Source organism: Roseibium sp. (assembly GCF_050301095.1).
Classification (GTDB): domain Bacteria; phylum Pseudomonadota; class Alphaproteobacteria; order Rhizobiales; family Stappiaceae; genus Roseibium.
In genome coordinates, this window is record NZ_JBNKYW010000076.1 from 1 (window position 1) to 20,745 (window position 20,745).

General features: G+C 62.1%; 17 protein-coding genes. 7 read left to right on the forward strand and 10 right to left on the reverse strand.

Annotation, left to right across the window (positions count from 1 at the left end):
* The 7 genes from ACQY7U_RS06945 to ACQY7U_RS06975 all read left to right on the forward strand — a co-directional run.
* Positions 1–1,466, forward strand: a 1,466-nt coding sequence (locus tag ACQY7U_RS06945) for an ABC transporter substrate-binding protein (protein ID WP_428643102.1), incomplete at its 5' end; no start/stop codon positions are given.
* Positions 1,467–1,642: 176 nt separating this feature from the next.
* The gene (locus ACQY7U_RS06950) at positions 1,643–2,617 is read left to right on the forward strand and encodes an ABC transporter permease (RefSeq protein ID WP_428643104.1); all 975 of its coding nucleotides are present in this window, start codon (positions 1,643–1,645) and stop codon (positions 2,615–2,617) included.
* Positions 2,618–2,632: 15 nt separating this feature from the next.
* Positions 2,633–3,610 carry an ABC transporter permease gene (locus ACQY7U_RS06955; protein WP_428643106.1) on the forward strand — a complete coding sequence of 326 codons (978 nt, stop codon included), beginning with the start codon at positions 2,633–2,635 and terminating at the stop codon, positions 3,608–3,610.
* Between the two features lie 7 nt (positions 3,611–3,617).
* Positions 3,618–5,339, forward strand: coding sequence for an ABC transporter ATP-binding protein (locus ACQY7U_RS06960; protein ID WP_428643108.1), 1,722 nt, complete (start codon positions 3,618–3,620; stop codon positions 5,337–5,339).
* A gap of 658 nt (positions 5,340–5,997) precedes the next feature.
* Complete coding sequence (locus ACQY7U_RS06965; protein WP_428643109.1) at positions 5,998–7,560, forward strand: HAD family hydrolase; 1,563 nt, start codon at positions 5,998–6,000, stop codon at positions 7,558–7,560.
* A 126-nt stretch (positions 7,561–7,686) separates the two neighbouring features.
* Positions 7,687–9,486, forward strand: coding sequence for an IlvD/Edd family dehydratase (locus ACQY7U_RS06970; protein WP_428643110.1), 1,800 nt, complete (start codon positions 7,687–7,689; stop codon positions 9,484–9,486).
* A 297-nt stretch (positions 9,487–9,783) separates the two neighbouring features.
* Positions 9,784–10,065: an SCP2 sterol-binding domain-containing protein gene (locus tag ACQY7U_RS06975; protein WP_428643112.1), complete on the forward strand. Its 282-nt coding sequence runs from the start codon at positions 9,784–9,786 to the stop codon at positions 10,063–10,065.
* A 260-nt stretch (positions 10,066–10,325) separates the two neighbouring features.
* Here ACQY7U_RS06975 and ACQY7U_RS06980 read toward each other — a convergent pair whose 3' ends face one another.
* The 10 genes from ACQY7U_RS06980 to ACQY7U_RS07025 all read right to left on the reverse strand — a co-directional run.
* Positions 10,326–11,930 (reverse strand): TRAP transporter large permease, encoded by a 1,605-nt coding sequence (locus tag ACQY7U_RS06980; protein ID WP_428643113.1) that lies wholly within the window; start codon positions 11,928–11,930, stop codon positions 10,326–10,328.
* Between the two features lie 10 nt (positions 11,931–11,940).
* The gene (locus tag ACQY7U_RS06985) at positions 11,941–12,561 is read right to left on the reverse strand and encodes a TRAP transporter small permease (protein ID WP_428643114.1); all 621 of its coding nucleotides are present in this window, start codon (positions 12,559–12,561) and stop codon (positions 11,941–11,943) included.
* Between the two features lie 127 nt (positions 12,562–12,688).
* Positions 12,689–13,696, reverse strand: coding sequence for a DctP family TRAP transporter solute-binding subunit (locus ACQY7U_RS06990; RefSeq protein WP_428643115.1), 1,008 nt, complete (start codon positions 13,694–13,696; stop codon positions 12,689–12,691).
* A gap of 245 nt (positions 13,697–13,941) precedes the next feature.
* Positions 13,942–14,874 carry an RNA polymerase sigma factor SigJ gene (gene sigJ, locus ACQY7U_RS06995; protein ID WP_428643116.1) on the reverse strand — a complete coding sequence of 311 codons (933 nt, stop codon included), beginning with the start codon at positions 14,872–14,874 and terminating at the stop codon, positions 13,942–13,944.
* Position 14,875: 1 nt separating this feature from the next.
* Positions 14,876–15,307: a carboxymuconolactone decarboxylase family protein gene (locus tag ACQY7U_RS07000; protein WP_428643117.1), complete on the reverse strand. Its 432-nt coding sequence runs from the start codon at positions 15,305–15,307 to the stop codon at positions 14,876–14,878.
* 149 nt (positions 15,308–15,456) lie between these two features.
* Entirely contained in the window at positions 15,457–16,791 is a 1,335-nt protein-coding gene (locus tag ACQY7U_RS07005) for a sigma-54-dependent transcriptional regulator (RefSeq protein WP_428643118.1), read from the reverse strand.
* Positions 16,792–16,809: 18 nt separating this feature from the next.
* A complete protein-coding gene (locus tag ACQY7U_RS07010; protein WP_428643120.1) occupies positions 16,810–18,591 on the reverse strand; it encodes a sensor histidine kinase in 1,782 nt (593 codons plus the stop codon).
* Positions 18,592–18,629: 38 nt separating this feature from the next.
* Positions 18,630–19,733, reverse strand: coding sequence for a molybdenum ABC transporter ATP-binding protein (gene modC / locus ACQY7U_RS07015; RefSeq protein ID WP_428643121.1), 1,104 nt, complete (start codon positions 19,731–19,733; stop codon positions 18,630–18,632).
* A complete protein-coding gene (gene modB, locus ACQY7U_RS07020; protein WP_428643122.1) occupies positions 19,726–20,433 on the reverse strand; it encodes a molybdate ABC transporter permease subunit in 708 nt (235 codons plus the stop codon). The genes modC and modB overlap by 8 nt, the downstream gene beginning before the upstream one ends.
* Positions 20,434–20,479: 46 nt before the next feature.
* Positions 20,480–20,745, reverse strand: a 266-nt coding sequence (locus ACQY7U_RS07025; RefSeq protein ID WP_428643123.1) for a substrate-binding domain-containing protein, incomplete at its 5' end; no start/stop codon positions are given.

Here is a 20,745-nt window from a genome sequence, read left to right on the forward strand (position 1 = left end):
ACAGCCTCAACGAGACCTTCACCCTGTCGTCGCTCGGCAATGCCTATGAAGGCCTGGTCCGCCGCGGCCCGGATCTGGTGATCGAACCCGCGCTGGCGGAGAGCTGGGAAGTGCTGGAGCCGACCCGCTGGCGGTTCCACCTGCGCAAGGGCGTCAAGTTCCATAACGGCAACGATTTCAATGCGGAGGACGTTGCCTTCTCCGTCGACCGCGTGCGCTCCGAAGGATCCGACCTGACCACCCGCGTCGGCGCTGACGTCAAAGTGGAGATCGTCGACGACTACACGGTCGACTTCGTGCTGACGGGTCCCAATCCGATCCTGCACTATGAGTGGGACACGTTCTACATCATGGACAAGGAGTGGACGACCGAGAACGACGCGGTCAAGGTGACCTCCGCCTCCGACACCACGCCGAACTACGCCGCGCTGCATGCAAACGGCACCGGTCCGTTCAAGATCGCCAGCCACGAGGCCGGTGTGAAGACCGTCTACGAAAAGTTCGACGGCTGGTGGGACGAAGCCAAGCACAATATCGATACCGTCGAGTTCACGCCGATTTCTTCCGATGCCACCCGTGTCGCCGCGCTTCTGTCCGGCGAACTGGACATGGTCTATCCGATCCCGGTGCAGGACATCAAACGCATCAACGACAACGCGGGTACCGTGGCCCTGACCGGCCCGGAACTGCGCACCATCTTCCTGGGCATGGACCAGATGCGCGACGAACTGCTCTATTCCGACGTGAAGGGCAAGAACCCGCTGAAGGACGCCAGGGTGCGAAAGGCCTTCTACCAGGCCATCGACATCGAGGGCATCAAGAAGAAGGTCATGCGCGACCTGTCGACCCCCTCGGCCATCATGATCTCGCCGTTCCTGTTCTCCAAGTCCGGTGAATTCGAGCGCTATCCCTATGATCCGGAAGCCGCGAAAGCGCTGCTGGCGGATGCGGGCTATGCGGACGGCTTCTCCATCGGCATGGACTGCCCGAACGACCGCTACGTGAACGACGAAGCCATCTGCCAGGCGGTTGCAGCCATGCTCGCCCGTGTCGGCGTCAAGGTGGACCTGAACGCCCAGCCGAAAGCGAAATATTTCGCCAAGGTGCTGGCATCCGGCGGTTTCGACACGTCCTTATACCTGCTCGGCTGGACCCCCGGGTCTCTCGACAGCTGGAACGTGCTGTCCAACCTGATGAACTGCCGCGATGAGGCCGGCAAGGGCTCGCCGTTCAACCTGGGCGGTTTCTGCGATGAGAAAATCGATAGCCTTACCAAGGACATTCTCGTCGAAATCGATCCGGAAAAGCGCGACGGCCTGATCGCCGAAGCCTTCAAGATCAGCCACGACAACGCCTATTACATCCCGCTGCACCAGCAGGGTCTGGCCTGGGGCGTGTCCGACAAGGTCAAGCTTGTCCAGCGTGCCGACAACCAGTTCAAGTTCCGCTTCGTGACCAAGAACTGACCCCGGTTTCACATCATCCGCGCTCCCGGCTTGGCCGGGGGCGCCTTTTCATGCCTGGAGCCGCCTGCGTTCAGATGAAGGCAGGCAAGATACTCCAACACTTTGGAAACGATCGGCTTTCGGATGCTCAATCGATTCCGGTCGAGCATCCGCCGATCTAGACGAAAAGTGCCGAAATGATTGGATTTGCAACTCGCCGCTTTCTGCAGGCGATGATCGTCATGCTGGTGGTTGCGCTTCTCGCCTTCACCATGTTCCGTTTCGTCGGGGACCCGATCAACCAGATGGTCGGTATCGAAACCTCAATCGAGCAGCGCGAGGCCCTGCGGGAACAGCTTGGCCTGAACGATCCGATCCCGGTGCAGTTCGTCCGGTTCCTGACCAATGCGGTCCAGTTCGATTTCGGCACTTCCTACCAGTTCCGCCAGCCGGTGGCCGATCTGTTCGCCAAACGCATTCCGGCGACGCTGGAACTCAGTTTCACCTCGGCGCTGTTTGCGCTTGTCGTCGGCATACCCATGGGGATCTACGCCGGCCTCCATCGGGAATCAGCCATTTCGAAGCTGTTCCTGTCGGTCTCGCTTGTCGGCATTTCCCTGCCGACCTTCTTCATCGGCATCCTGCTGATCTTCCTGTTCTCGGTCACCCTGCAGTGGCTGCCGAGCTTCGGCCGGGGCGAGACCGTTCAGATCGGCTCCTGGTGGACTACCGGATTCCTCACGGTTTCCGGCCTGAAAGCGCTGATCCTGCCGTCGATCACGCTCGGCCTTTACCAGATGACCCTGATCATGCGCCTGATCCGTGCCGAGATGCTGGAGGTCATCCGGACAGACTACATCAAGTTTGCCCGGGCCCGCGGCCTGCCGGACCGCATAGTTCACTTCCGCCACGCCCTGAAGAACACGCTGGTGCCCGTGATCACCATCACCGGCCTGCAGCTCGGAGCCATCATTGCCTTCGCAACCATCACCGAGACCGTGTTCCAGTGGCCGGGCATGGGGCTGATGTTCCTGCAGGCGGTGCAGAACGTCGATATTCCGATCATGTCGGCCTATTTGCTCCTGACCGCCTTCCTGTTCGTGGCGATCAACTTCATCGTCGACATTCTTTATTTCCTGATCGATCCGCGCCTGCGGGTCGGGCGGCCCTAAGGGAGGCATTCAACCATGCCTTACGTCACCAACGAAGAAGCCAAGGCCGCCGTTCAGGACAGGGCGGGACCGGATGCCGCCCCCGGGCGCGTTGCCCGGTTCCTGGACAGCGACCTGTTCCACTCCTTCCTGCGCTCCAAGGTCACCGTCGTCGCGGCCTGCGGGACAATTCTTCTTTTCCTGCTGGCCTTTCTCGCCCCCTGGATTGCCCCGCACGATCCGTTTGACCTGGCCTCCATTTCCATCATGGATGCCCGTGTGCCTCCGGTCTGGATGGAATATTCCGATCCGCGCTTTCTGCTCGGAACGGACGACCAGGGCCGGGACATGCTGTCGGGCATCTTCTACGGCATGCGGATCTCGCTGATCGTCGGCTTCTGCTCGGTGATCGCGGCGGCGGCCATCGGCATCACGCTCGGCCTGGTCGCCGGCTACATGGGCGGCCGGATCGATGCGGTCATCATGCGGATCGCCGATATCCAGCTCACCTTTCCCGCGATCCTGATTGCCCTTCTGATCGACGGCATCGCCAATGGCATCTTCGGCCACCTCGACCGGGATGTCTTCGCCTTCTACATCCTGATCGTGTCTCTGGCCCTGTCTTTCTGGGTCCAGTACGCGCGCACCGTGCGCGGCTCCACGATGGTGGAGAAAAACAAGGAATATGTGCAGGCCGCCCGTGTGATCGGCCTGCCGTCGGTGGTGATCATGGCCCGCCACATCCTGCCGAACGTCATGGGGCCCGTCCTGGTGATCGCGACGATCAATCTGGCGCTGGCCATCGTGACGGAGGCAACGCTGTCCTTCCTCGGTGTGGGCATGCCGCCCACCCAGCCGTCGCTCGGCACCATGATCGCTGTCGGCAACGATTTCCTTTATTCCGGCGAGTGGTGGATCGCGATCTTCCCAGGCCTGGCACTGGCGCTTCTGGTGCTGAACGTCAATCTTCTGGGCGACTGGCTGCGCGACGCCCTCAATCCGAAGCTGCGGTGAGGGCAGGATGAGCGTTCTCGAAATCAAGGACCTGAGGGTCGAGTTTCCTTCCCGCAAATCCGTTTTCGTTGCCGTCGACGGCGTCAATCTGACGGTCGAGGCCGGAAAGATCCTCGGCGTCGTCGGGGAATCGGGCGCTGGCAAATCCACCGTCGGCAATGCGGTGATCGGCCTGCTCCAGGAGCCCGGTCACATTGCGGGCGGTGAGGTCTTCCTGCACGGCAAGCGCATCGATGACCTGCCCTACAAGCAGAAGCGCCTGCTGCGCGGCCGCAAGATCGGCATGATCTTCCAGGATCCGCTGACCTCGCTCGACCCGCTGCAGACGGTCGAATCCCAGCTGGTGGAGACGATCCGCACTCATCTGCCGCTGTCTGCAAGGGACGCCCGGAAGCGGGCGGTCGAGCTGATCGACGCGGTCGGCATCCCGGACCCGGAAGAGCGCATCAGGCAGTATCCGCACCAGTTTTCCGGCGGCATGCGCCAGCGCGTGGTCATAGCCCTGGCACTGTGCGCGGAACCGGAACTGGTGATCGCGGACGAGCCGACCACTGCGCTCGACGTTTCCATCCAGGCGCAAATCCTCGTCCTGATGAAGAAGCTCTGCGAGGAGCGCAACGTGGCGATGCTGGTGATCACCCACGACATGGGCGTGATCGCCGACATCACCGACCATGTCGCGGTGATGTATCACGGCAAGCTGGTCGAATACGGCGAGACAAGCCAGGTCCTGGGCGCGCCGGAACATCCCTATACGCAGAGCCTGATTTCCGCCGTGCCGCGGCCCGACATCAAGGTCGAACGTTTTCCGGTGGTGAACTACATCGAGGCGGCGGGAACGCCACAAAAGCAAATCGACATTTCCACCCACTGGCTTGGCAAGACGCGCGATTATGAAAAGGTCGACGGGCCGCTGGTGCAGATCCGTGACCTGGACATGCGTTTCGAGGTCCGGGGATCGATCTTTCCCTCAAAACGAAAGTACTTCCAGGCGGTCAAGAAGGTCAGCTTCGACATCCACGAAGGCGAAACCTTCGGCCTTGTCGGGGAAAGCGGCTCCGGCAAGTCGACCATCGCCCGGCTGATCACCGGCCTTTACCAGCCGACCGGCGGGTCCATCCTGTTCGGCAAAACCGAGCTGACGTCGCTCCGGAACCGCAAGGACGTGCTGGCGATGCGCCGCCAGATGCAGATGATCTTCCAGGACCCCTATTCCTCACTCAACGCCAGAATGCGGGTCCGGGACATCATCGCCGAACCGATCAGGTTCCACCGGCTTGCGTCCGGCAATGCGGAAGTCCGCCAGATCGTCGACGATCTCCTCGACCATGTCGGGCTCGGCACGGCGGCGGGCGCGAAGTTCCCGCACGAGTTTTCCGGCGGCCAGCGCCAGCGCATCTCGATTGCCCGCGCGCTTGCCACGAGGCCGCGCTTCCTCATCTGCGACGAGCCGACGTCCGCGCTGGACGTCTCGATCCAGGCGCAGATCCTGAACCTTCTGAAAGACCTTCAGCAAGAACTGGGTCTCACCATGCTGTTCATCAGCCACGACCTCGCGGTCATCCGGCAGATGTGCAACCGCATCGGCGTCATGCGTCACGGCGAGCTGTGCGAGGTCAGCGATTGCGACGGGCTGTTCGAAGCCCCCCAGCATGCCTATACGCGGGAGCTTCTCGACCTGATGCCGTCCATGGAGTTGCTGTCGCGCGCCAATCTGGAAACCGTCTGAGGTGTCTCTGCCGGACTTGTGTCCGGCGGCTCCTCAAACAGATGGCCCCGGTTAAGTATCTGGCACTGAGTCTCTTTTCAGATTCGCCCGAGTCGCAGGCTTGACTCGGGCTGCCACCCTGATTCCCTGAAATGCGCCACCAAATAACCACAATCGAGTCCAGACCCGGCAGATTTTGCCTGCCTGCGAAAGCAATTCGCACTTGAGTCAGAAAACGATCGGACCGACGTTCGCTGCCGCCAATTCACGCCATTGTTTCACAACAGGAAGCAGATGGTCTTAGCGAAATTTGTGGTAAACAAAAAGTAAACAACTTCCCTCCATGGCGCTCTCTTGCAGTTCTTCTCGCTTCGATAAGGGAATTGTATTTCAGCTTTTCCTTTCTACTTTTAAGCTCATTGGCACGTTTCAAATTGTTCGACGCATGAAACTTACGTCTGCCCGGAAGCTCTTTTGACCTTCTACAGCTCTGACTCCTGGCAGATCTGCCAATAACCTGCTTTCCGGCCCTTCCTGCCGCCGGCTTCCCCGGCCGCGCGCCATTGCCCGGGATAACAGTCTTGCTCATCTTGAGGCCGTCTCCGGGCCACAGGCAGAGGTTGTTTCTGCATCCGGTGGTGGAGGCTTTTGAAAAGACTCGAACCGAAAGCAACCGGCCATGCCGAAATCGACCCTTGTCACTGCTCTCTGGCTACTGTTCGTGTGCCTGGCCCTGGTGTTTCTGGCGCTGGCGGCGGAAGTGGTGACCACGACGATGCCCGCCGGCGAGGATCCCGTTCAGGTGTTCGGCCGGTTCAGTGCCGTGATTTTCGGTATGTTTTCCTCCATCTTTTCCCTTCTGGCCCTGTCCTTCTCTCTGAACACCCGGACCGGACGGTCGCTGACGCTGGCAAGCATTGCAGCCAGCGCGCTTCTTCTGATGCTCACAGCCCTTCTTGTGGTAGCCGGAACGCCCGCCGTGCCGGTCGACCTGCTGGCGGTCGCGGCCGCCTGCATGATGGTTCTGCGCGCCCTCGGCGTGGTCATTCTGCCGCCTCGAGGCGACCGGAGCGGCCTGATCGAGGCAGGCTGCTCCCTGACCCTTGCCGCCGTCACCGCGGCTTTCTGGTGGACTTTCGAGCCCGCGGCCGCCCCGGGCGCGGCCGCCGCCGCCCTGCTTTTGTCCTGGCCTCACCTGATCGACGGCATCAACGCCTTTGCGGACAAGATCTTTCACCGGGCCGCCCTTGCAGCCGGAGCCCGCGACCTGACGCCGGGCGCCTTCACCCGGATTGCCCGCGCCCGCGACATCGTCATCGACAAAACCGCGGTGATGTCGGGACCGGACCTGATGGTGACCAACGTCATGGCCTTCAACAACGAGCCGAAAACCCTGCTCGCGGTCGCCGCCTCCGCAGAGGCGCAGTCCGACCACCCGGTTGCTCTTGCCTTGCGCCAACTGGCCTCCCAGTGGCATGTGTCGGTGAAACGGCCCGACAGGTTCGAGCCAACGCCCGGCCTCGGCGTGGTGGCGCTTCTGGGTGGCCAGACGGTGGTGATCGGCACGACCGACCTCTTGCAGAAACTCAAGATCGACAGCTTCACCGCCGACGCGATCGCGCGGTCCCTGGAGGCGGACGGCAAGACGGTTCTGCGCGTCGCCGTCGGCGGCCGCGTTGTCGGCGTCCTCGGGCTGGAGGGAACCTTGCGGCAGGATGCCGGCGTTGCGGGCATGGCTCTGCGTTCGGAAGGCCTGACCCCGTGGCTTCATAGCGGCGACAGCCGCAAGACCCGCGAAGCCCTGGCCGGCATGCTTGGACTGGAAGTCCTGACCGACCCGAAGCCGGGCGAAACCGCGCCGGAAGCCGCGAAAAGGCAGTTCGGTCCGGACGTTCCGCTGGTGCTGACCCTTTCGGGAGACCGGAGCACCCTGGAATTGCGGGACTGCGCGGCTGACGATATCCGGGAAGGTGCGCCGCTCCCCTCTCCGATCGCCGTCAGCAATACCGACGACATCGGTGCCTTTCCGGCCCTGAAAGCTCTCGCCACGCGGCGCAGTTTTCTGGCGGTTCACGCCCGCAGGCTCCTGACCGGACTATGGGCCCTCGGCGGTATCTGCGGCGCCACTGCACTTCTGCCACTCGCCGCCGCTCCGGTCCTGTTTTCGCTCTGCCTTGGCATTCTTTGGGCCTATGCCCGCATTTCCGCCGCCGGCACGCTGCACAAGCAGGCTGTGGCATAGTGATCTCCTGAAAGGAGACGATTTTCCTCCCGCATTGTCTTTACAGTTTACGTATGCTGGTGTTTATCGACCTGGAGCAAATTCCGCTCTAGATAACACTTAGAACTGGTCGGGGAACGCGGCGCCATGAGCGACACCAAACAACCGAAACTTCGGTCTGCAGCCTGGTTTGACAATCCGGACAATCCGGGAATGACCGCGCTTTATATCGAACGTTATCTCAACTTCGGCATCACCCGCGAAGAGCTGCAATCCGGCAAGCCCATCATCGGCATCGCCCAGACCGGTTCCGACCTGTCGCCCTGCAACCGCCACCATCTGGAACTGGCCAAGCGGGTGCGCGAAGGTATCCGCGACGCGGGCGGCATTGCCTTCGAATTTCCGGTTCATCCGATCCAGGAAACAGGCAAGCGCCCGACCGCCACGCTTGACCGCAACCTTGCCTATCTCGGCCTCGTGGAACTGCTCTACGGCTATCCCATTGACGGCGTCGTGCTGACCATCGGCTGCGACAAGACCACGCCTGCGTGCCTGATGGCCGCCGCCACCGTCAACATTCCCGCCATTGCCCTTTCCGTCGGCCCGATGCTGAACGGCTGGCACAAGGGCGAGCGCACCGGGTCCGGCACCATCGTCTGGAAGGCACGGCAGATGCTCGCCGCCGGCGAGATCGACTACGAAGGCTTCATGGATTTGGTCGCCTCTTCGGCACCCTCCGTCGGCTATTGCAACACCATGGGTACGGCAACGACCATGAATTCGCTCGCCGAGGCACTCGGCATGCAGTTGCCGGGCGCGGCCGCGATCCCGGCCCCCTACCGCGAGCGCGGCGCGATCTCCTATGAAACCGGCAAACGCATCGTCGACATGGTGCACGAGGACATGAAGCCGTCCGACATCATGACGCGCGAAGCCTTTGAGAACGCCATCGTCGTCAACTCCGCCATCGGCGGGTCGACAAACGCGCCGATCCACCTCAACGGCATCGCCCGTCATCTCGGCGTGGAGCTCGACAACGACGACTGGCAGGAGATCGGCCACGACGTTCCGCTGCTGGTCAACCTGCAACCGGCCGGGGAGTACCTGGGCGAGGATTATTTTCACGCCGGCGGCGTTCCGGCGGTCGTCGCCGAACTGATGCGCCACGGCAAGCTGCCGCATCCGGGCGCCGTTACCGCCAACGGCAGGTCCATGGGCGAAAACTGCGAAGGCATCACCACCGATCTGCCGGACGTCATCAAGTCCTTCGAGGCGCCCATGAAGGAAAAGGCCGGTTTCCTGAACCTCAAGGGCAACCTCTTTGAAAGCGCGATCATGAAGACAAGCGTGATCTCGGAGGAATTCCGCGACCGCTATCTTTCCAATCCGGACGACCCGGAAGCCTTCGAAGGCCGCGCCATCGTCTTCGAGGGACCTGAGGACTATCACGACAACATCGACAATCCGGCGCTTGAGATCGACGAGCACTGCATGCTCTTCATCCGCGGCACCGGTCCGATCGGTTATCCGGGCGGCGCGGAAGTGGTCAACATGCAGCCTCCGACGGCGCTCATCAAGCGTGGCATTACCTCGCTGCCCTGCATCGGCGACGGCCGTCAGTCCGGCACCTCCGGCTCTCCTTCGATCCTGAACGCCTCGCCGGAAGCCGCGGCCATGGGCGGGCTGGCGCTGCTGAAAACCGGTGACCGGGTGCGCATCGATCTGAAAAAAGGCACCGCCGACATCCTGATTTCCGACGAGGAACTGGCGCAGCGCCGAACGGACCTGGAAGCCCAGGGCGGCTTCAAGTTCGCCGAAAGCCAGACCCCCTGGCAGGAAATCCAGCGAAGCATGATCGGCCAGTTCGACGAGGGCATGGTGCTGAAACCGGCGGTCAAATACCGGGATGTGGCCCACACCAAGGGATTGCCTCGGGACAATCACTGAAGCCGGATCCGACCCGAGCTGCCGGTTGGCCAGCTTTAACCCTGCTGTCATCCCCGTGGAAGCGGGGATCCCGGACACCCGGGACCTGCGATGAGATTGCTGCGTCAGCCGCTTCCCGGGTCCCGGGACTACGCTTGCGCTTCGCCCGGGAAGACAATTTTGCTAGTGTTTCGATGAACAACCCTGATGCCGGTGGAGTGAGGCCCAAGTCGAAAATTCATACTTGACGGTTACGTAAACGGCATGCTTCAAGAGGACAACACGGGCTCCGGCCCCACTCAAACGGGAGAAGACAACATGTCCCTGGAACAACTCACAGAAGGTGTCCGCGCGAAGGTGGCCGATGGCGGCATTGAAGAAAGCGTCAAGTTCGACCTTGGCGCGGACGGCGTCATCTTCCTGCAGGGCTCCGACGTTTCCAACGACGACGGCGAGGCGGACTGCACCATCAAGATGTCGGCCGAAGACCTCGGCGAGCTGCTGTCCGGAGACCTCAACCCGACGGCGGCCTTCATGGGCGGCAAGATGCAGGTGGAAGGCGACATGAGCGTTGCCATGAAGCTGGGCAGCATCGTCTGAGCGGTTTCTTCCGCAAAAAGCTTCTTGAATGAGGCCGGTCCCGTTCGGGGCCGGTTTTTTTTCATGCACCGTTCTCTCCAACCCCATCCTTAGGAAGCGCGAAGCGCTGTCTCGAAGAATTGGCTGCTTGCTCCTGAACGTTCGGAACATCCTTCGAGACGCCGCTTACGCGGCTCCTCAGGATGAGGCCGGATGCGAGATTACAAGCAAAAACGGCGGCTTCTGAAAGCCGCCGTCTGAAGTCGTGATGGTCCGGACCGTTACCGGTTTGTGATGATCTCGGGGCCCATCAGGCTGTAGGGCAGCCAGGTGGACAGACCCGGGACATAGGTGACGAGGATGAGGAACAGGAGCAGGATCATCACGAACGGCGCCGCCGCCCGCACGACCTGCACGAGGCTCATGCCCGTTATCCCCGACGTCACGAAAAGGTTCAGCCCGATCGGCGGCGTGATCATGCCGATTTCCATGTTCACCACCATGATGATGCCGAGATGGATCGGGTCGACGCCGAGTTCCAGACCGATCGGGAAGACCACCGGTGCCACGATCAAGAGCAGGCCGGACGGTTCCATGAACTGGCCGCCGAGCAAGAGCAGCAGGTTGACCGCGATCAGGAAGGTGAACCAGTTGAAGCCGGCCCCGACCATCAGATCGGTGATGGCCTGCGGGATGCGTTCGGCCGTCAGCACATGGGCGAAGAGCAGCGCGTTGACGATGATGAACATCAGCATGATCGTCGTCTTGGCCGCGTCCACCATCACCTTCTTGGTGTCCTTGTGGAACATGGCCGGGAAGAACTTCCAGGTGATCAGACCGATGTTACGGCCCCAGACCCTGGCGCCGACACCGTAGAGCCCAGGCAGATCCGCCGGGCTGGCCCTATGGCGCAGGAGCGGGTAGGCAACAAGCGCAACGACGAGGACAATGATGCTGTCCAGACCGTAGAAGCCCTGCCGGTCGGTGAAGGCATAAGCCAGACCCGACCAGATAAACATTGCCGCCACTGCATAGGTGATCGCCTTGAAACCGATCATTCCATGCGGGCCGTCGCCTTCCTGCACCCAGCGGATGCCGGTCAGAGGGCCCATGTCCCGGTAGACGAACAGCGCCACGAGGCAGGCATAGACGGCCGCGACGGACGCCGCTTCGGTTGGCGTGAAGATGCCGCCGTAGATGCCGCCGAGGATGATGACCATCAGGAAAAGGCCGACGGCCGCTTCCATCATGGCATGCCAGATTTCCTTGAAACCGGGCCAGGGCTGGGCGGGCAGGTTCTTGACGCGGGCCATCACATAGATGGCGACCATCAGCATCAGGCCGGCGATCAGTCCCGGAACGACACCGGCCAGGAACATGCGGCCGACGGAAACGTTGGTCGCCGCCGCATAGACCACCATCACGATGGAGGGCGGGATCAGGATGCCGAGCGTGCCCGCATTGGCGATGACGCCGGCCGCGAATTCCTTGGTATATCCCGCCTGGCGCATGCCGGCGATGGCAATCGTGCCGATGGCGACCACGGTCGCCGGCGAGGAGCCGGAGAGCGCCGCGAACATCATGCAGGCGAAGACGCCGGCGATGGCAAGTCCGCCCCGGATCGAGCCGACGCTTGCTATCGAGAAGCGGATGATGCGCTTGGCAACACCGCCGGTCGACATGAAGGCCGAGGCGAGGATGAAGAACGGAATCGCCAGAAGCGTATAGTTCTGCGAGGCCGTGAACAGCTGCAGAGCCACCGACGAGATGGAATCGTCGGAGAAGATGGCGATCGCCAGCACACTGGACAGACCCAGCGATATGGAGATCGGGACGCCCAGGAACAGAAAGCCGAGGACGAGGATAAAGAGAATTGCTGCTTCCATGACCCGCGCCTCAGTCCTTCAGAACGTCTTTGTTTTCGGCGACGAGGTCTTCCGCCTCATGCGCGGCGATCATCATCTCGCGCTCGCCCGTCAGGATCTGCCAGGCCGCCTGGATGCAGCGGAACAGGAAGAGCGCCAGACCGATGGGCAGGATCAGGTAGGCGATCCAGCGCTGGACGCGTTCCTTGGTACCGAATTGTTCGATAACGTAGTCGGGATAGCGCAGGTCATCGAGGCCGATGCCGATCTTGTACATCTTCATCCAGTAGTCGATGGCACCGCCCCGCGTTTCGAGGCCGAAGATATGCAGCCATTCGGACCACAGCAGGGTGAGCGCGTAGACCACACCGCACAGGGCGCCGAATACGGCAACCACCCGGAAGACAGGCTTCGGGAACAGGCGGATGACGGCATCGACACCAAGATGGGAGCCGATCTTCACGCCGTAGCTCATGCCGAACAGGATCAGCCAGGCAAACAGGATGCGTGTGAATTCCAACGCTCCGGTCCAGCCGGAATTAAAGCCGTATCGTGCCACCACCTGGGTGAAGGATACGATGGTCATTGCTGCCAGAAGAAGAGCCAGAACCCCTTCCTCAAAGCGCGTGACCCAATTGTCGACGCGTTGCATGCGTTTCCCCCGAAAAAGGCCTCAGGTCGTCTTCCCGTCGTCCGCGGCGGCGAACGCCGGGAAGAGCTTTCTCCCTGAGAGAAGGGCCGGACAATCCGGCCCTTCCTTGGTTCATCGTGTGTCGAACTTAGCTGGCGCTGTTGGAAGCTACGGCAGAATCGATCAGATCCTTGCCGATATCGCCTTCAAACTTTTCCCAGACCGGCTTCATCGCATCGACCCATGCCTTCCGCTGTTCGGGGGTCAGCTGGCGGATGGTGGCGCCGGTGTCGAGAATGTTCTGACGGTTATTGGCTTCCTTGGCGGCAACTTTGCCGTTGGCGGTCGCGGTGACTTCCTCGACGATCTGCAGGAACTGGTCGCGAACGTCCGGCTCCAGGCTGTTCAGCCATTCGTCGGAGGTGACCAGCAGATAGGCGAGCAGCTGGTGGTTGGTTTCGGTGATGCCGTCCTGAACTTCGAAGAATTTCTGGGTGTAGATGTTGGACCAGGAGTTTTCCTGACCGTCGACAACACCGGTCTGCAGGGCGCCATAGACTTCCTTGAAGGCCAGCTTCTGGGCGTTTGCCCCCATGGCTTCGATCATGGCCACGGCAACGTCAGACGTCTGCACCCGGAATTTCAGGCCCGCCGCATCACTCGGCACCATCAGCGGTTTGTTGGCGGAGAACTGCTTCAGGCCGGAACTCCAGTAGCCGAGACCCTGGAAACCGTAGTCTTTCATGGATCCGAGAAGGGCCTTGCCGTCTTCACCGGTGGTGAAGCGATCGACGGACTTCAGGTCCTGAAACAGGAACGGCAGATCGAACAGGCGGAACTTCAGGGTATAGGCTTCAAACTTGGAAAGCGACGGAGCGGCGAGCTGAACGTCACCAAGAAGCAGGGCTTCCATCACCTTGTCGTCGTCGAACAGCTGAGAGTTCGGGAACACCTGCATGCAAGCCTTGCCGTTCATCTCGTCGTTCACCCGTTCTGCCAGCAACGTGGCAGCGTCCCCTTTCGGGTGGCCGGTCGCAGCAACCACATGGCTGAACTTGATGACGATTTCGCCGTCATCGCAGGCATCGGCGGCAAAGGCGTTTGCAGACAGGGCAAAGGATGCCGCGGTCGCGGCGGCGATTACAAATTTTTTCATCTGATGTCCTCCCAGACATTTCAGTAAGGCGGCCGGTTTGGCCGGACAGCGCGGTGGCTGGTCGCCGGAATGATCGCAAGGCGCGTGCCAATTCCTGCCAGCTTCTGAAAAAACGCCGATTTCCGCAGGTTATCAAATGAAGACGAAACCAGCCATCGGGGAGGATGCTCAATGGGTGGGTGGAAGGTGACACATTGGAACCCGCCGATGTGTCGAAATCGACACATCCACATCCGGCGAAAGGCTCAATGCCAGATCGCACCGCTGGCCGGGTCGTGGCGCAACGGAGCGGCAAGTCTTTGAAGCTTTTCAGGGTTCCGGACGATGTAGATCCGGTCGATCCTGCCATCTTCCGAATAGCCAAGGGTCAGAACCGTAACGGCCCGCGTTCCGTTGAACAGGGCAAAACCGCGCAAGCCGTTGATGTCCATGACCTGCAGATGGTTCCCGGGCTCAAGACGGCTTTCGGCCCAAAGCCGCCCGAGGATGCGCGCAACATATTTCCCGACCATCTCCGGACCTTCCAGCACGCGTCCGATCGCCGTGGCCTTGCCCCCGCCATCGGCCTGGAACTGGACGGAATCGGCCAGAAGCCCCCCGAGGTCTTCCACGGATCCGCTTTCAACGGCCGCCAGAAACGCGGTGAGCATCCTTTCCTGATCATCAGGCGGCGGCACAAACCGGGATGCAGGGCTCCGGACGTGACGGCCGGCTCTGGAAACCAGCTGCCGGCACGCCGTTTCGCTGATGCCGAGGGTTTCCGCCACCTCGCCATAGGGTTTGCCGAACACTTCCCTGAGCAGGTAGGCGGCGCGTTCCTTCGGGCTCAACCGTTCCAGAAGCAGGAGAAAGGCCGTTGTCAGCGACTCGGCCCGGGTCAGATCGCTTTCGGGGTCCGTCTCCGTGCCGATCTGCAACGGCTCGGGGATCCACGGGCCGACATAGTCAACCCGCTTCTTGTGGGCGGATTTCAGGACGTCCAGGCAGCAGTTGGTACAGACGGTCGTCAGGAAAGCCTCGGCATTTAATACCGATGCCTTGTCCGACGCCTGCCATTTGACGAAGGTGTCCTGAACCGCGTCCTCGGCATCCGCCATGGAGCCGAGCATGCGGTAGGCCAGCCCCAATAGCCGGGGCCGCACGTTCTCGAATACCTTGCTGTCCGAAACGTTTGTCATGTCAGTGGTTCGACACCTGTATCCGGTTCCAGAGGTTGATCATGGCAACGGCCGCGGTGATCGCACTGATCTCCGCGTCGCTGAAATGTTCGCGCAAGGTCTTGCGCAGACCGGCATAGTCGGTGCTGACATCAAGGCAGGTCAAGGCTTCCGTCCAGGCGAGAGCGGCCTTTTCCGCGGCGGTGAAATCGCTCACGTGACGCCAGACCGTCAGGCGCTCGATCCGCTCGTGGCTGTCGCCGTCTTCCAGCGCTTCCTTCGTATGCATTTTCACGCAAAAGGCGCACTGGTTGATCTGGGAGGCGCGCAGGTCGACCAGATGGCGCAATTTCGGGTCGATTTCTGTTTGACCGATCGCATCGCTGGCAGCGGCGAAGGCCTGAACGAGGGAGGGAAGGTTCTGATAATGATTGACTGCGGTAGAAGTCGTCATGCTTTTTCCATGTGTTTCAGGGAGTGACACAACGTTGACGACCGGGGGAGGCGTTTTGTGACAGGGCGGGTAATAATTTTCTCGGTCTGAAGTTTGCTATCCCGGCCAAGCGAAGCGCGAACCGGGAGGGCAGGAAACCGGGCTGTTGCCTAGACCTGTAGCCCCTCTTCCCTGCCAAGGCCGTATTTTCGCATCTTCTCGTAAAGCGCCTTGCGGGACAGGGCGAGATTTTCGTAGGTCGGCTTGATGGCCCCGCCATTGCGTTTCAGTTCGGCGGCGATGAGCGCCTTCTCGTAGGACGCAACCTGTTCGAACAGCGAGGTTCCCGAACCGGAAGCCACCTGCGGAACCTGTTCGAGCCCAAGGACGAACCGGTCGGCGACATTGCGCAGTTCGCGCACGTTTCCCGGCCAGTCACGCCCCATCAGGCCGGCCAGATAGTCTTCGCCGATGTCCGGAATTTCACGCCGGTAGCGCGCCCGCGCTTCCACCGCCAGATGCTGGAACAGCAGCGGGATATCCTCCAGCCGGTCGCGCAGCGGCGGGATTTCCACGTTGACCACGTTCAGCCGGTAGAAGAGATCGAGACGGAACCGGCCGTCCCGCCCGGCCTCTTCCAGATCCTCCTTGGTCGCGGCGATGAAACGCACGTCCAGCTCGATCGGCTTGTTGGAGCCGAGCCGCTCGATGGTACGGGTCTCGATGACCCTGAGAAGCTTGACCTGCAGTTCCAGCGGCATGGATTCGATTTCATCCAGAAACACCGTGCCGCCGTGGGCGTGCTCCAGTTTGCCGATCCGCTGGCCGCTGGCGCCGGTAAAGGCGCCTTTCTCGTGGCCGAAGAGTTCGGATTCGATGATTTCGGCCGGCAGCGCGCCGCAGTTCAGCGCCACGAAGGGTTTTTTCTTGCGTGGCCCCTCGTCGTGCAGCGCCCGTGCGACCACCTCCTTGCCGGACCCTGTTTCCCCCAGAATCAGGACGTCCGCGTCCGTCGCCGCCAGAGCCATGACATTACGCCGGAGCAGTTCCATGGCAGGCGTGCGGCCGACCAGGCGGCTTTCAAGGCCGGTGCGGTCGGCCAGTTCCTCGCGCAGCTTGCGGTTTTCAAGAACCAGCCGGCGTTTGTCGAGCGCCCGTTCCACCACGGAGGCGAGCCGGGATACGGAAAAGGGTTTTTCCATGAAGTCATAGGCGCCCGCCCGCATGGCCTCCACCGCGAGCGGCACATCGCCGTGACCGGTGATGAGCACCACGGGCAGGGCGGGGTCGATCTCAAAGGTCTGTTTCATGACCTGAAAGCCGTCGGTACCGGGCATGCGGATGTCGGTTACCAGAACGCCGTAGAAGCCCCGGTTGACATGTTCGAGCGCCGCTTCCGGCGTGCCGGTGGCAAAGACCTCGTGTCCGGATAGTTCCAGACCCTGGCTTAAGGAGCCGCGCAGGTCCGCTTCATCGTCAACCAGGAGAACGGTTGCCTGATCCATATGTGTTTCCCGGTCCCTTTATTCCGCGGCAAGTGCGCGTTCGTCCACGAGCGGCAGGCGCATGGTGAATTCCGCACCGCCGTCTTCCCGGTTGGCCGCCTTGAGCGAACCGGAAAAGTCATGAACGATCTTATAGGCAATCGACAAGCCGAGCCCAAGGCCCGCACCAACGTCCTTGGTCGTAAAAAACGGATCGAAGATCTGGGGCATGGCTTCCGCGTCGATACCGGGACCGTTGTCGCTGACAACCAGGACGGCCTCCTCGCCGTCCTTGCGCATGGCGAGCCGGACTTCCGGCTGCGAGTTGCCCGAAACCGCATCCAGTGCATTGGAGAGAAGATTGATGACCACCTGTTCCAGCCGGATGCGGCCACCCTTCACGATCAGGTCCGCGTCCGGAATGTCGAGGGCCAGGGAGATCTCGCTCTGCTTGATCTGCGGTTGCAGCAGCAACATTGCCTCATCGACCACCTGGCGCAGCGAGACCGGCTTGATATCCGTTCCGGACTTGCGGGTGAACCCCTTCAACGTCTTGGCGATTTCCGCCATCCGGGTGACCATTCCGCCGATCCGGGTGAGGTTGGCCTGCGCCTCGGCAGCCCGGCCGCGTTCGATCAGCATTCCGGCGATTTCCGCGTCCGAGCGAATGGCGGCCAGCGGCTGGTTGTATTCGTGGCTGAGGGCGGCAGACATGCGCCCCAGCGTGGCGAGTTTCGCCGCCTGCACCAGTTCGGCCTGGGTGAGGCGCAGGTTGGCTTCCGCCTGTTCCCGTTCCTTGACCTCCCGTTCCAGCCGGGAGTTGGCCTTGCGCAGGTCGGCGGTCCGGCTCTGGACCCGCCGCTCCAACCGCAGCGCCGCCGCGCGGGTCCGGCGTTCCTGGCGCAGAAACTCCTCGCGTCTGGCGATGAGGAACCAGATACCGCCGGCGGCGATGACACACACCAGCAGAGCGACCAGCATGGCCCACCCGGCACGCTGGCGCGCGTCCTCGATGTCGACAAGCGTTTTGACAGTCCAGCCGAGAACCGGCAGGTCGCCGGAAAGCTGCATGTGATAGCCCGGATTGCCGGCGGCCGGCACAAGCAATTCCGGACGCCCCGGGAACGACAGCTCGGCAATGTCCACGCCGAGATCGAGTTCGGAGGCAAATTTGCCACGCCAGGCCGGCACATTGGTGACGACCACCCTGCCATAACCGTCAAGCGCCAGAATCGGATCCTTGCTCAGCGCCCAGGCCTGTTCGACGTCATCGAGGCTGACCCTGACAGCGAGCACCCCCATGAACATCGCGTTTTCCCGCAGGGGCGAGGCGAACACGTAGTTGGACACTCTGTCCGGCGTTCCGGGGATCAGCTGGCGGCCAAGCTGGCCCTGCCGCGCCTGTTCAAACGCCCGCGGAATCCTCTGGGCTCCTCCGGCCGCCCCGGAGCGAATTCCCTCGAGGCTCGAAAGAACGACGTCACCGGCAGGGTCCATCAGCCAGACCTCCTCGGCGCCTGACATGCCCGCCGCGATGGCCGCGACGCTCGGGTCGGACGGAGAGCCGAATGGATCGAGTATCCGGCCGATGTTGGGACCGCGCGCCAGCAGCGGCGACAGCAGGCGGAACTTGTCGAGATGACGCTCGAGAACGGCGGTCTGAACAGCAAGGTTGGCTTCCGCCCGCGTGTTCAGCTCATCGAGCGAGATGCGCAGGCTCGCGAGGCCGGTCAGCCACATGACCACCAGCGTGACGACGACCATTGCCGCGCGAATGCCGAGTTTCAACGTTCGCCAGGTGAGGCGTTTGCTTCTGCGCATCATCCGACCAGTATAAATCGTTTCCCGCGGCTATCGAATCATTTGCGCGTGCGGCGCGGCGCCGGTGCACGCTGCCGGCGATCGATGGCCACGGACTTGACCAGCACCGTGACTTCCTTTCCGGCTTCGAGACCGAGGTCCGACACGGACGCCCGGGTGATGCGTGCGCGGATCGTCTGGTCACCGACCGAACACAGGATTTCCGCGTAAGGTCCTGATTCCTCGGAAATACTGAGGATCGACGCACCAAACGCATTGCGAATGGAAAGCCCTTCGGGCGGTCGAACAGCCAGGGCAACGTCCCTTGCCCGGATGCGCAGTCTCACGATATCGCCGGGGTCTGCCTCCATGTCCGGGATCTGCAGGATAGCGCCACCGATGTCGACAAGGGTCAGGTCCCAGGCCGCGTCCAGCCCGGTTACCGTGCCATTGAGGATCGCGCTCGCCTCATGACGGCCGGTGGCCCGGCCAAGGTCCGTGCGGGCCAGCATGTCCGCGACCGGCCCATAGGCCGGGGTATGGCCCTCGGACAGGATGACCAGCGTGTTGGAGAGCCGTGCCACCTCTTCGATGGAATGGCTGACATAAAGGATGGGGATGCCGGCTTCCACGCACAGCCTGTCCAGATAAGGCAGAATATCGTTGCGCCGGGCCTGGTCCAGATTGGCCAGCGGTTCGTCCATGATCAGGAGCCGCGGATCCGACAGCAGCGCCCGGCCGATGGCGACCCGCTGCCGTTCGCCACCCGAAAGCGTTTCCGGCCTGCGGTCCAGCAGATGGCCCAGCCCCAGAAGATCGACGACCTCCTTGAAATCGCGCGTTCCGTGCCGATGGCCGGCCCAGCGCGCATAGGTCAGGTTGGCCTTGACATTCATGTGGGGGAAGAGCCGAGCGTCCTGAAAGACGTGACCGACGCGCCGTGCCTGAACGGAAAGGTTGATGCCCTTGTCAGCGTCGAAAAGAGTTGTGCCGTTGACCGCAATCCGCCCGGACGTGGGCGTGATCAATCCGGCGATCATGTTGGTCAGGCTGGTCTTGCCCGCCCCGGACTGGCCGAACAGCGAGGTAACACCGCCCTTGCTGACGAACCGCGCACTTAGACCCAGACCGCCGACGCGGCCTTCGATGTCGACGTCAAGCATGGCGGCCTCCCACACGCGCACGCAGGCGGCGGGCCAGAACCTCGGAGGCGATCAGCGCGGCAAAGGCGACGACGGCTGCAATCAACGTCAGGCGGAAGGCGGCGAGGTCACCGCTCGGTGTCTGCGTTGCCGTATAAAGCGCCAGCGTCAGGGTCCGGGTTTCGCCCGGAATATTGGAGACAAAGGTGATGGTCGCGCCGAATTCGCCCATGGCCTTTGCAAAACCCAGAATGGCCCCGCCCAGAATGCCCGGCAGCGCCAGCGGCAGGGTCACCGTTGCGAAGGCAACCAGCCGGTGAGCGCCGAGCGACTTGGCCGCTTCCTCCAGCTTCGGATCGACGGCCTCGAAGGAAAGCCGGATCGGCCGCACCATCAGGGGGAAGGCCATGACACCCGCGGCCAGAGCGGCACCGGTCCAGTTGAAGGCGAAGCTGATGCCGAAGACCTCCGACAGGAAAGCCCCGGCAGGACCCTTGCGGCCGAATGTCAGCAACAGAACGTACCCGGTGACCACCGGCGGCAGTACCAGTGGCATGTGGACAAGCGCATTGACGAGACCGTGGCCGGGGAACCGGTAGCGGGCCAGCAGATAGGCGATCAGGACCGCCAGTGGCAGCACGACGACCAGGGCGGCGGAAGCGACCTTCAATGTCAGGGCAAGGGCTTGCCACTCACCGGGCTGAAGAGAGAAAAAATCCACGTGCGCTCAATCTGTTGGTTCCTGCCGCCCACCAGTCAGCCGTGGGCTATTTCACCTTATCGGTTAGAAACCCCAGAGAATGCAAGATTTCCCGTGCGCGCGCTTCCTCCAGATAGGCAAGGAATGCGGCGGCCGCCGGATGCGCCTGCGTGCTGGTGAGCGCGGCCAGATACTGGATCCTCGGGTGACTGGCCTGGGGAAATTCGGCCAGCACGGCGACATCCGGCTCGACCGTCGCATCGGTCCGGTAGACCAGCCCGACCGGCGTATCGCCCCTGGCAACCGCGGCCAGGGCAACGCGAACGTTTTCCA